At 61.9% G+C, this 12,564-nt stretch carries 8 protein-coding genes and 2 pseudogenes; 9 read left to right on the forward strand and 1 reads right to left on the reverse strand.

Annotated elements, in window-relative coordinates:
- The first annotated feature begins 10 nt into the window (after window positions 1-10).
- From MF410_RS02810 to queF, 6 genes and pseudogenes are all read left to right on the forward strand, one after another.
- Window positions 11-2,259: pseudogene (locus tag MF410_RS02810) on the forward strand (TonB-dependent hemoglobin/transferrin/lactoferrin family receptor).
- 267 nt (window positions 2,260-2,526) lie between these two features.
- Window positions 2,527-4,716 (forward strand): anthranilate synthase, encoded by a 2,190-nt coding sequence (locus MF410_RS02815; protein WP_097626638.1) that lies wholly within the window; start codon window positions 2,527-2,529, stop codon window positions 4,714-4,716.
- Window positions 4,717-4,828: 112 nt separating this feature from the next.
- The gene (locus MF410_RS02820; RefSeq protein WP_003561395.1) at window positions 4,829-5,068 is read left to right on the forward strand and encodes a hypothetical protein; all 240 of its coding nucleotides are present in this window, start codon (window positions 4,829-4,831) and stop codon (window positions 5,066-5,068) included.
- Window positions 5,069-5,083: 15 nt separating this feature from the next.
- Window positions 5,084-5,755 (forward strand): DUF2161 family putative PD-(D/E)XK-type phosphodiesterase, encoded by a 672-nt coding sequence (locus MF410_RS02825; protein WP_097626640.1) that lies wholly within the window; start codon window positions 5,084-5,086, stop codon window positions 5,753-5,755.
- A gap of 190 nt (window positions 5,756-5,945) precedes the next feature.
- Window positions 5,946-6,860 (forward strand): CDF family cation efflux transporter EmfA, encoded by a 915-nt coding sequence (gene emfA, locus MF410_RS02830; RefSeq protein WP_097626642.1) that lies wholly within the window; start codon window positions 5,946-5,948, stop codon window positions 6,858-6,860.
- Window positions 6,860-7,324 (forward strand): preQ(1) synthase, encoded by a 465-nt coding sequence (gene queF / locus MF410_RS02835; RefSeq protein ID WP_003581211.1) that lies wholly within the window; start codon window positions 6,860-6,862, stop codon window positions 7,322-7,324. Before emfA ends, queF begins: the two co-directional genes overlap by 1 nt.
- Before the next feature lie 135 nt (window positions 7,325-7,459).
- Here the strand turns inward: queF and MF410_RS02840 are convergent, their stop codons facing one another.
- The gene (locus MF410_RS02840; RefSeq protein WP_097626823.1) at window positions 7,460-8,236 is read right to left on the reverse strand and encodes a DUF2076 domain-containing protein; all 777 of its coding nucleotides are present in this window, start codon (window positions 8,234-8,236) and stop codon (window positions 7,460-7,462) included.
- A gap of 278 nt (window positions 8,237-8,514) precedes the next feature.
- On the opposite strand from MF410_RS02840, the gene MF410_RS02845 reads away from it, so the two are divergent.
- From MF410_RS02845 to leuA, 3 genes and pseudogenes are all read left to right on the forward strand, one after another.
- Window positions 8,515-9,099 carry an ATP-dependent Clp protease proteolytic subunit gene (locus MF410_RS02845; protein WP_097626644.1) on the forward strand — a complete coding sequence of 195 codons (585 nt, stop codon included), beginning with the start codon at window positions 8,515-8,517 and terminating at the stop codon, window positions 9,097-9,099.
- Window positions 9,100-9,233: 134 nt separating this feature from the next.
- Complete coding sequence (locus tag MF410_RS02850; protein ID WP_239620153.1) at window positions 9,234-10,463, forward strand: benzoate/H(+) symporter BenE family transporter; 1,230 nt, start codon at window positions 9,234-9,236, stop codon at window positions 10,461-10,463.
- A gap of 363 nt (window positions 10,464-10,826) precedes the next feature.
- Window positions 10,827-12,561, forward strand: a pseudogene (gene leuA, locus MF410_RS02855) (2-isopropylmalate synthase).
- The last annotated feature ends 3 nt before the right edge of the window (window positions 12,562-12,564 follow it).

Genomic DNA, 12,564 nt, shown 5'->3' on the forward strand with positions numbered 1-12,564 from the left:
AGGGTAGGTTATGATCGTCCGGTATTGGCGCTCGGTGCTATTGGTCTGCACGGCAGCCGCATATGTTCTTCCAGTTTCGCAGTCTTTCGCGCAAAGCGCCGCGGCAACCACGCCGCAAGCGACGACGGATGACAGCACCGTCCTGCAGAAGATCGTCGTCAAAGGCAAACGCGTGGCGCCGGGCAGCGTCGCCGACACGCCGCTTGCAACGGAGATCACCGACAAGCAACTCGACGAGAAACAGGTCACCAATCTCGAAGACCTCGGACGCAGGGTCGATCCCGGCGTGAACTTCTCCCGCGGCGATGCCGGCGTCAATCTGCGCGGCCTCTCCGGCGCACGCATCCTGACCGTGGTGGATGGCATTCCAATCCCCTATCTCTCGAACAGCGCACGCCAGGGTGCATTTGCGCCGGCCAACGCCAACGGCGGCGGTGACACGTTCGATTTCAACTCTCTGTCGTCGCTCGATATCGTGCGCGGCGCGGATTCCAGCAAGGGCGGCTCGGGCATGCTCGGTGGTGCGATCGTCGTCAACACGCTGGAGCCGGAGGATATCATTCCGGAAGGCCGTGACTGGGGTGCGATCGTCAAGTCTACCTATGACAGCGAAGATAGCAGCCTTTCCGGCTCGGCGGCCGCGGCGAAGAAGATCGGCGGCACGTCAATCCTGTTTCAGGGCGGCTACCGCAAGGGCCATGAGCGGGCGAACATGGGCAACACCGACGTCTATGGCCGGTATCGCACCGAGGCCGATCCCGCCGATTTCGACCAGCACAACCTGCTCTTCAATCTCCGCCAGGACCTGGAAGGCGGTCATCGCATCGGCCTGACGGCGGAACGGTTCCGCCGGGATCTCCAGACAGACCTGAGAGATCTGCAGGGAACCGGACGCACCTACATGATCGACAACTATGACGGCCGCGAACTGCGCGACCGCGATCGTGTATCGCTCGACTATGACTATGAAGCACAGTCCTCGGATGCATTCTTCACCAGCGCACGGGCCGTCCTTTACTGGCAGGATCTGAAAAGGAGTCGGGCAGCAAGGGACGCACAGCGGCCAATGTCGCCTACGGCCGCAACAACGAGATCGAAAATAAGACCTGGGGCTTCCACGGCACGGTCACCAAAGATTTCGAATATTCGAACGTCCGCCATTCGGTAAAGGCAACGCTCGACGCGACGACGTCGGCCTGGAGCCAGTACAGCTCCGCGCTTTGCCCGACGCCGACCACGTGCCCCTCGCTCAACAACCAGTCGGAAGTGCCGGATGTTGACAGCAAGACGATGGGCCTGTCGATCGAGGACAAAATCGAGTTCGGCGATACGAATTTTGCGCTGACGCCGGGCATTCGTTTCGACTGGTTCAGCTATGATCCGTCGACGGGTGGCGGTTTCGCCAGCAACCCCGCGCTTGCAAAATTCGGTGCGCTGTCCGATCGCAGCGATCAGCATGCTTCGCCGAAGGTGCTTGCCACCTACGAGCTGACACCCGATGTGCAACTCTACACCCAGTTGTCGTCGGCCTTCCGCGCCCCGACTGTCGACGAACTCTATAGCCGCTTCTACAATGCGGGCGGCAATTATGCCCAGCTCGGCAATCCCGACCTGAAGCCCGAGACCGGCTACGGTGTCGAAATGGGCGCCAATTTCGACACAGGCGATTTCAACGGTCGTCTGGCGCTCTTCCACAACCGGTACCACAACTTCATTGAAACGGTGACGAGCGTCAACGCCTCCACCGGTATCACCGAGTTCAACTATACCAACATCAGCAGTGTGACGATCTCGGGTGTCGAAGCGAGCGCCGACAAGACGTTCAATAACGGCATCAACCTGCACGCCGCACTTGCCTATGCTTACGGCAGGAACGAGGAAACCGCCCAGCGCCTGCGCTCGGTGGCGCCCTTCAAGGCGATCGTCGGCGGTGGCTGGAGCAACGAGACTTTCGGCTTCGACCTTTCCTCGACGCTTGCGGCGGGCATGCTCACCGATCATCTCAAGACTGTCGGCTCGACCGCCGATACGACCTTCGATGCGCCCGGCTATGCAATCGTCGACCTGACCGGCTGGTGGACGCCGGAACAGGTGCCGGGCCTGCGCGTTCAAGCCGGCGTCTACAACATCTTCGACCAGGAATATTTCAATGCGCTCGCCGTGCGGGACGTCAATCTTGTCTCGACGGCATCGCAGCCGCGCGATTGGTATTCCGAGCCTGGCCGTACCTTCAAGGTCTCGCTCACCAAGACCTTCTGATTGTCGATACGCCTTCGAGGCTGGGGAGAGGGCGGCTTTCGGGCCGCCTCTTTCATTCGCGCAATCGCCTCTTGCGCGGCGGCTGATCTCAGGCTAACAATTTTTCCATGATCAAGTCCTTGAACATTGCTGTTTGGTGGTGGGCTCGCTAAGGCGGCCTCGACCAATCGTGTCCAAAGACGACGACGAGTGAGCCGCCCGAAACTTCGAGGCGGCTTTTTTATTTATCGCCGCCTGTCGTCCGGGCCCCGATAACGGAGTGGAACAATGGTAACGATCCTGCGGGATGATGGTGCGGAAATCTACGAGACCAAGGGCGGGATATCGGTCACGCGGCAGCGGCGTGCGATCCCCTACGGCGACGCGGTCTCTTCCTATATCGACAAGCTCGATGAGCGCCGCGGTGCGGTGTTCTCGTCGAACTACGAATATCCGGGCCGTTATACGCGCTGGGATACCGCCGTCGTCGATCCGCCGCTCGGCATCTCCTCCTTCGGGCGCGATGTCTGGATCGAGGCCTATAACGAGCGCGGCGAGGTGCTTCTCGGCTTCGTGACCGAGCGGCTGAAGACGGTCTCCGACCTCGTGCTCGGCGCTTCCTCCGCCCGGCGCCTCGACCTTTCCGTCAAGACGCCGGACCGGGTGTTCACCGAGGAAGAGCGCTCGAAGATGCCGACGGTCTTCACCGTGCTGCGCGCCGTTACCGACCTCTTCTATTCGCACGCGGATGCGAGCCTCGGGCTCTACGGCGCCTTCGGCTACGACATCGCCTTCCAGTTCGACGCAATCGATCTGAAGTTGACGCGGCCCTCCGACCAGCGCGACATGGTGCTTTACCTGCCCGACGAGATCCTCGTCGTCGACAATTACGCCGCCAAGGCCTGGATCGACCGTTACGATTTCGAAAAGGGCGGCGTGACGACCGAGGGCAAGGCGCAGGATATTGCGCCGGAGCCTTTCAAGCACACGGATGCCATTCCGCCGAAGAGCGATCACCGGCCGGGCGAATATGCCGAGCTCGTCACCAAGGCGAAGGAAAGTTTCCGCAAGGGCGACCTCTTCGAAGTCGTGCCGGGGCAGAAATTCATGGAGCGCTGCGACAGCAAGCCTTCCGACATTTCCAGGCGGCTGAAGGCGATCAACCCGTCGCCCTATTCCTTCTTCATCAATCTCGGCAGCCAGGAATATCTGGTCGGCGCATCGCCCGAAATGTTCGTGCGCGTGTCCGGCCGCCGCATCGAGACCTGCCCGATTTCGGGCACGATCAAACGCGGCGACGATCCGATCGCCGACAGCGAGCAGATCCTGAAGCTTTTGAATTCCAAGAAGGACGAATCCGAGCTGACCATGTGCTCCGACGTCGATCGCAACGACAAGAGCCGCGTCTGCGAACCCGGCTCGGTCAAGGTGATTGGCCGCCGGCAGATCGAGATGTATTCGCGCCTGATCCATACGGTCGACCACATCGAAGGGCGGCTGCGCGACGATATGGATGCCTTCGACGGTTTCCTCAGCCACGCCTGGGCCGTCACCGTCACTGGCGCGCCGAAGCTCTGGGCGATGCGCTTCATCGAGAGCCATGAAAAGAGCCCGCGCGCATGGTATGGTGGGGCGATCGGCATGGTCGGCTTCAACGGCGATATGAATACCGGTTTGACGCTACGCACCGTGCGCATCAAGGACGGCATCGCCGAGGTGCGCGCCGGCGCGACGCTGCTCAACGATTCCATTCCAGAGGAAGAAGAAGCCGAAACAGAATTGAAGGCCTCCGCCATGCTTTCCGCCATCCGCGATGCCAAAACGGGCAATTCCGGCAAGATCCAGCGCGACGTCGCAAGCGTCGGCAAGGGTGTCAGCATCCTGTTGATCGATCATGAGGACAGCTTCGTTCACACGCTCGCCAATTATTTCCGCCAGACCGGGGCGACGGTTTCGACCGTGCGCACGCCGGTGCCGGACGAGATCTTCGACCGGCTGAATCCTGACCTCGTCGTGCTGTCGCCGGGACCCGGAACGCCCAAGGATTTCGACTGCAAGGCGACGATCAAGAAGGCGCGGGCGCGCAACCTGCCGATCTTCGGCGTCTGCCTCGGCCTGCAGGCGCTCGCCGAAGCCTATGGCGGGGAACTGCGCCATCTGGCCCTGCCGATGCACGGCAAGCCGTCGCGCATCCGCGTGCTGGAGCCGGGCATCGTCTTCTCCGGCCTGTCGAAGGAAGTGACGGTCGGCCGTTATCACTCGATCTTCGCCGATCCTTCGACGCTGCCGCGCGAGTTCATCATCACGGCGGAAAGCGAAGACGGTACGATCATGGGCATCGAACATGAGAAGGAGCCGATCGCCGCAGTGCAGTTCCATCCGGAATCGATCATGACGCTCGGCGGCGATGCCGGTATGCGGATGATCGAAAATGTCGTGGCGCATCTGGCCCGCAAGGCGAAGACGAAGGCTGCTTGATGGCTATCCGCCCCGCCCTTCCTTGTCACGGGAAGGGCGGGCGGCCATTCAGCGGTTGACTTTATCGTGCAAATCAGAACATTTCAGGAACGATTAACCGGGAATTATCGCCGTGGCCAATGCTGAAAAGTTCATCGTGCTCCCTTACCGCAAGAACCGCGGCAATCTTGTGCCCGGCGAAATGCGCCAGGCGTCGAACTCCGTCAGCGCTGAAAAGATCGCCTCGGCGATGGCTGAGCGGTTCGTCGGCGTGGCGGCCTATGCCGTGATCGTCGACGAAGAAACCGGCGACATGTCCTCACCGCGACTGCTCGCCCGATATGGCGAGATTGCTGATCTCAACGCCGCCTGAGTCGCCGTTTTCGCTGTGGAAACGTCGCTCTACCTGCCGGTCAAAACTTTCCTCGAAGCGGCCGGTTATGTCGTGAAGGGCGAGGTCGCCGGATGCGATCTCGTCGGCTTGAGCGAGGGCGAGCCGCCGGTCGTGGTGGTCTGCGAACTGAAACTTTCCTTCAACCTCGAACTGCTTCTCCAGGCAGTCGACCGCGCCGCCATCAGCGATGAAGTCTGGATCGCGGCCCGCGTTTCGGCCAAGGGGCGTGGGCGGGAGGCCGATAAACGTTACCGCGACCTCTGTCGACGGCTCGGCATCGGCATGCTCGGCGTCTCCGACGGCGGTGAGGTCAGCGTCATCGTCAGTTCCGTCTCGCCGATGCCGCGCACCAATCCGAAGCGGCGCACGCGCCTCGTCAAGGAGCATCAGCGCCGCCGCGGCGATCCTGCCGTTGGCGGCGGCTCGCGGGCGCCGATCATGACCGCCTACCGTCAGCAGGCGCTGCTTTGCGCTTCGGCACTCGATCGGGGAATCGTAAGGCCTCGAGATATGAAGGCGCTGACGTCAAAGGCCGGTCCGATCCTGCGCGACAACGTCTATGGATGGTTCGAGCGCCAGGAAAAGGGCGTCTACGCGCTGACGCCGGCAGGGCAGGCCGCTCTCCTGCGCTGGCCGCAGGCTGACCTTTCCTACCCGATCGGCTGAGTCGCGCCGCAAGGCAGCTTTCCGGCGAGGGGCGGCAACGCCTGTGAACGGAGTGGCATTCTCCTTTGACAAATCCATCATCATCGCCCATATCACCCTCAACTGGGCCGCCTGCGCGACATTCGCGTGGGCGGTTTTGCGTTTCAATGGCTTGGACCCTGCAATTCATTCGCAACCGCAGGAGGACGATATGAGTGACAACGGCGATCTTACGGTTAGGACGCTGGCGATGTGGGGCATTCCGCTGTCGCTCGGCGTCATGGGCCTGAAGATGGTGGCTTGGTGGGTCACCGGATCGGTGGCGCTGCTGTCGGACGGGCTCGAATCGACGGTCAACGTCGTTGCCGCCTTCATCGCCTTTTTCGTCATTCGCTATGCGCAGAAGCCGGCCGATCACGACCATCCCTTCGGCCATCACAAGGCGGAATATCTGTCGGCGGTCACCGAGGGCGTACTGATCGTGGTCGCCGCACTCCTGATCGTCAACGAGGCGATCGGCTACCTCGCCGAGCCCCGCATGCTCGATGCGCCGGTGCTCGGGCTTGCGATCAATTTCGCGGCCGGTGTCATCAATGCGGTCTGGGCGCGGCTGCTGATCCGGACCGGGCGCAAACATCGCTCGGCCGCACTTGCCGCGGACGGGCAGCATATCTTGTCGGATGTGGTGACCTCCGTCGGCGTGCTCGCCGGCCTGCTGCTGGCGCTGGCGACCGGTTATGCGATCTTCGATCCGGTGCTTGCCATTCTGGTTGCCGTCAACATCATCTACCAGGGCTGGAAGGTGATCTCGCAATCGATCGGAGGGCTGATGGACCAGGCCGTTGAGCCGCGCGAGGAGGAGGCGATCAAGCAGGCGATCGCCACCCATGCGTCAGGCTCGATCGGCGTACACGACCTGAAGACCAGGCGGGCCGGCGCCGTCACCTTCATCGATTTTCACATGGTGGTTCCCGGCACTATGTCGGTGCGGCAGGCGCATGATATATGCGACCGCCTTGAGGATGCCATCAGTGCGGTGCACGAGGGCGCCAAAATAGCCATTCACGTGGAGCCGGAGGGCGAAAAGGCCCATGGAATCCGCGTCAAAGTCGTCAAGGAGGCATGATGCCGAATACCGATGTTTCCAGCCTTTCGATGCTGGGCCAGCAAACCGAAACCGCACAATCGCCGGAGCAGGCAGTGCTTGAAAAAGTGCCGTCCAACCATGCCGGCACCGATTACGTCGTGCGCTTCACCGCGCCGGAATTCACTTCGCTCTGCCCGATGACCGGACAGCCGGATTTCGCCCATATCGTCATCGATTACATTCCGGGCGAATGGCTGGTGGAATCGAAGTCGCTGAAGCTCTTCCTGCATTCCTTCCGCAATCACGGCGCTTTCCACGAGGATTGCTCGATCTACATCGCCAAGCGCATCGTCGAGCTGCTTGATCCCAAGTGGCTGAGGATCGGCGCCTACTGGTATCCGCGCGGCGGCATTCCGATCGACGTCTTCTGGCAGACCGGCAAGCCGCCGGAAGGTGTGTGGCTGCCGGAGCAGGGCGTCGCCACCTATCGCGGACGTGGGTGAGCCGCGGTCGGGCGCAGCCCGAGCAATCGATCCAGTGAATCGATTGCAGCGGCGAACGCCCTGAGCCCAAGCGAAGGGCCGGGATACGGTGCGGCAATCGAATACCAATTGCCACCCATCCTTGTCGGTTGAACCTCAAACATCCGTAACGTCGTCACTAGACGAGTCATCGCTGTAATCGTCGCCGTCGTCATAATCGGCCTGCTGCACATTGTCGTTGTCGTTATTATCGGCCGCATTGTCGGACGCCTGGCCAGTGTCGTCATTGCCATAATAATTGTTGATGACGGTTTCCTCGGTAGGCGCGCTGGCATTGCCGAAAGGGTTGGCGCCGAAGGGCGAGCCCCAGCCGAGCGAGGACATGTGATTGCCGAAGATGCCGCTCAGCGAATTGGCAAGCAGCATGCCGCCGGCAACGCCGGCTGCCGTGCCGAGCGCGCCGCGCAGGAAGCTGCCGCCGGCGGACGGCGCATAGGCCTGCTGGCTCCAGGGGCCGGTTGGTTGTTGCTGCTGCGGCTGGCGGCCATCGCGGTCGCAGCCGCGGGAATCGTCGTAGGCGCGGGACTGCTGACCCCAGGGACCGTGATTGGAAGGGACGGGTGCCGGCTGCTGCGTCTGGGTGTTGCCGAAGATCGAGCTCAGGAAGCCGCCGCCCTGTTCGGCCTGGCGGTGCTCACTCGCGCCGGCTTCCAGCTGGCGGACATGCTCTTCGAGTTCCTTGATATGATTGGCGGCCGCTTCCAGTCCCTTTTCCTGAACGATGACGGCCTGGGCGAGATAATAGGTGGCGGAGGGCTGTTCGCGCGTTGCCTGGTCGATCAGGGCCTCGGCGTCGCGGTCGCGCGGCTGGGCCGCTGCTGTGCGCACACGGTCGAAGAGGGCGGTCAGCAATTGGCGTTCTTCGGGTGACATGTCTGCCTCCTGTTGGTCCGAAGCGCTCTCGTATCCGACCGGACGCGTAAAGCGCTCCATGGTTTTTCGGTGCAGCTATCGCTGCGTGAGGTTGAGGTAGGAACCGATTCAGGCTTTTCAAAGCCTTTCACCGTTACATTTCAGTAAGGCTTGCAGAACGGCCCGCGGCTTCTTAAGGATATCTCCATCGCTTCGGTGCCTTGTGTTTTTCCCACATTGTTTTAGGCATTGAGTCGCACTATGTGCGGGGAAGCCGAATTCATCTCCAAGAGGTTCGAATGAACGACGAAGACCAGGACGACAAGACGAAGGAACTGCCGCTCGGCAAGGAAACGGAGGCGAATCTTTTCAAGTCGCGTTCGATCTTCATCTACGGACCGATCAATCAGGAATTGGCGCAGAAGGTCTGCTCGCAGCTTGTGGCGCTTGCCGCGGCCAGCGACGAAGACATCCGCATCTATGTGAATTCGCCCGGCGGTCACGTCGAATCCGGCGATTCCATTCATGACATGATCAAGTTCATCAAGCCGAAGGTCTGGATGATCGGCACGGGCTGGGTCGCCTCCGCCGGCGCGCTGATATATGTCGCCGCTCCGAAGGAGCAGCGCCTGTGCCTGCCGAACACCCGCTTCCTGCTGCACCAACCCTCGGGCGGCACGCGCGGCATGGCATCCGACATCGAGATCCAGGCACGGGAGATCATCAAGATGAACGAGCGCCTGAACAAGATCATGGCGGCAGCCACCGGCCAGCCGCTCGAAAAGATCGCCAAGGATACCGATCGCGATTACTGGCTGTCGGCCGAAGAGGCGAAGGACTATGGTCTCGTCTCGCGGATCGTGACGTCGCAGGCCGATATCTGAGTTTTCTCATGTAGTGTTATTGAACGCCCTCGCCTGCAGCAGCAGGCGAGGGCGTTTTGTTTCTGCCGGAAGACACAGGTGCTGAACGGAAGGAGCTGAATTCGGACTTGCGCGGGCGGCAACCGTCATGCTCCATGCGTCATTCCCGCAGTTCGAGTTCCGCCATGCTCGAAGATTTTTCCGTCCAGGCCTTGTTCATGGGGCTGCTGACCGCCTTCGTCGGCTCCGCCAGCTCCTTTGCCGTCGTGCTGCACGGGCTCGAGGCGGTCGGCGCCACGGATGCGCAGGCGGCCTCGGGGCTGATGGCGTTGTCTATCTCCATGGGCATCTGTGCGATCGTGCTCAGTGGGGTGACCCGGTTGCCGATCAGCATCGCGTGGTCGACGCCGGGTGCCGCACTGCTCGCAAGCACCGGGCCGATTGAGGGCGGCTTCAATGCGGCGGTCGGCGCATTCCTGATATGCGGCGCGCTGATCGTCGTCGCCGGGCTGTTCAAGCCGCTCGGCCGGGCGGTCGCCGCCATTCCGGCGCCGCTTGCCAATGCGATGCTCTCCGGCGTGCTGATCGGCCTCTGCTTCGCGCCGGTGAAGGCGATCAGCTTCAATCCCGTGCTCGGCCTGCCGATCGTCGTCGCCTGGATCGTCGTAGGCGCCTTCAAACGGCTCTGGGCGGTGCCGGCGGCACTCGCGGCCTTCGTGCTGGTGCTCACCTTCGGCGTCGATATTCCGGACGGCTCTCTCAGTTCGCTCGAACAATCGCTGGTGCCGGCGGCTGAAATCGTCCGGCCGGTGTTCAGTCTCGCCGGCCTTGTTTCGATCGCGCTGCCGCTGTTCATCGTCACCATGGCCTCGCAGAACATTCCGGGTATCGCCGTCTTGAAGGTCAACCACTACGATCCGAAGGCCGGTCCGCTCTTTGCCGTCACCGGCTTTTTCTCGCTGCTGTCGGCGCCGTTCGGCGGCCACGCCGTCAATCTGGCGGCGATCACGGCGGCAATGTGCGCCGGACAGGATGCCCACGCGGATCCGAAGCGGCGCTATTGGGCGTCGCTGACCGCCGGCGTCGGGTATGTCATCCTCGGGCTGCTTGCCGGCGCGGTGACGGCTTTCGTCGCGCTTGCGCCTCCGATCCTGATCGAGGCGGTGGCCGGGCTGGCGCTGGTCGGGGCTTTCTCCTCCTCGGCGATGTCGGCCTTCCAGGCGCCGGAGTCGCGCGAGGCGGCGGCGATCACCTTCCTCGTCACCGCCTCAGGCGTTTCCTTCGGCGGCATTTCCGGCGCTTTCTGGGGCCTGATCGCCGGCGGGCTGATGCTGGCGCTGTCGCGGCTGGTGAGCGTTTGGAAAGACCGACGCCAGCCGCGGTAGCGGAATGGCGCTGCGCCTTCGGCGGCCAAAAGCCCGAGCAAGGGCTTGCCAGTTTCCCGGCCCAAGGTTATAAGCGCGGCCATGAAGACCACTGGCGCCAGAATTTCAGACACGATTGCACGCGGCCGCATCGCCCTGCGTGACAATACGCGCGCCTTGACCTCGCTTCTTCTCCTCGGCCTTACGCGCGGTTGCCGGGTCCTTTGAGGAGCGCCCGGCGGCCGAAAGCCCGCCCGGCGATTGCTCCTCGCGATTCATTTTCAAAATTGACCTAACGACCGACAAAGGTCCGCATTTGTTTATCGCCAAGCCTGACACGATCGGCTAAGAGCGGGGCAAATGCCGGGACGAGGAGACGATACGATGAATGCAAAGACGCAATTCTCCGAGGGAAAAACGGCCTCCGCAAAAGGCATGCCTGACGCTGCGGTGAAATACCGGGCCTATCCGCAGGTAAACATTCCCGACCGCACCTGGCCGACCAAGACCATCACCAAGGCGCCGGTTTGGTGCTCAGTCGACCTGCGTGATGGCAACCAGGCGCTGGTCGACCCGATGGGCCACGACCGCAAGGCGCGGATGTTCCAGCTGCTGCTGGAGATGGGCTTCAAGGAAATCGAGATCGGTTTCCCCTCCGCTTCGCAGACCGATTTCGATTTCGCCCGCTGGTGCGTGGAAGAGGGCAACGTGCCCGCCGACGTCTCCCTGCAGGTGCTGGTCCAATGCCGCCCGGAACTCATCACCCGCACCTTCGAAGCACTGGAAGGCGCAAACCGGCCAATCGTACATTTTTACAACTCGACCAGCGAGACTGCAGCGCCGCGTCGTCTTCGCCAAGGATGTGCAGGGCATCAAGCAGATCGCCGTCGATGCTGCCAAGATGATTACCGACATGGCCGTCAAGGCAGGCGGCGGCTACCGTTTCGAATATTCGCCCGAGAGCTTTACCGGCACGGAACTCGAAGTGGCGCTGGAAATCTGCAATGGCGTCATCGAGGTGGTCAAGCCGACGCCCGATAACAAGCTGATCATCAACCTGCCGTCCACCGTCGAGATGGCGACGCCGAACGTCTATGCCGACCAGATCGAGTGGATGTGCCGCAATCTCGACAATCGCGAGAATCTGATCATCTCCCTGCACCCGCATAACGACCGCGGCACCGGCATCGCCGCTGCCGAACTGGCATTGCTGGCAGGCGCCGACCGTGTCGAAGGCACGCTCTTCGGCAATGGTGAGCGCACCGGCAATGTCGACATGGTGACGATGGCGTTGAACATGTTCACGCAAGGGGTCGATCCCGAGATCGACTGCTCGAACATTGAGCGTATCAAGGAAGTGTTCGAATATTCCAACCAGATGGCGATCGGCGAGCGTCATCCTTACGTCGGCGAGCTGGTCTATACGGCCTTCTCGGGCTCGCATCAGGATGCGATCAACAAGGGTATGAAGGCGGCGCAGGTCGCCAACCACCCCGTCTGGGAAGTGCCGTACCTGCCGATCGATCCGCGTGACGTCGGCCGTTCCTACGAGGCGATCATCCGCATCAACTCGCAGTCCGGCAAGGGCGGCATCGCCTATATTCTGCAGCAGGATTACGGGCTGAACCTGCCGCGCAACCTGCAGGTGGAGTTCCGCGAGGATATCCAGCGCATTACCGACGTCGAGGGCAAGGAGCTTCCTTCAAAGCGGATCTACGACCGTTTCATCGAGCGCTACGTGACGCAGCCCGATGGACGCCTCAAATTCGCCGACCACCACACCTATCCCGATACCGAGCACAAGGGCCAGCGGATCGTGGCGGCCGAGATCACCGACAATGGCGAGATCAAGCGCATCGAAGGGCGCGGCAACGGTCCGATCGACGGCTTCATCAATGCACTGTCGCATTATCTCGGCATCGAGATGTCGGTAGAGGATTATTCCGAGCATTCTCTGCAGCACGGCTCGAACGCGGCGGCGATCTCCTACGTCGAGACCTCCTATCCCGGCGGCAAGCTCTTCGGCGCCGGCATCAATACCAACATCGTCGCGGCATCGCTGGAAGCGATCGTCTCGGCGGCCAACCGCGTGCTCGATGTGAAGGCCGGCAAGGCTTGATCT

The sequence above is a fragment of the Rhizobium sp. C104 genome (assembly GCF_022354505.1).
In the GTDB taxonomy this organism is placed as follows: Bacteria; Pseudomonadota; Alphaproteobacteria; order Rhizobiales; family Rhizobiaceae; genus Rhizobium; species Rhizobium redzepovicii.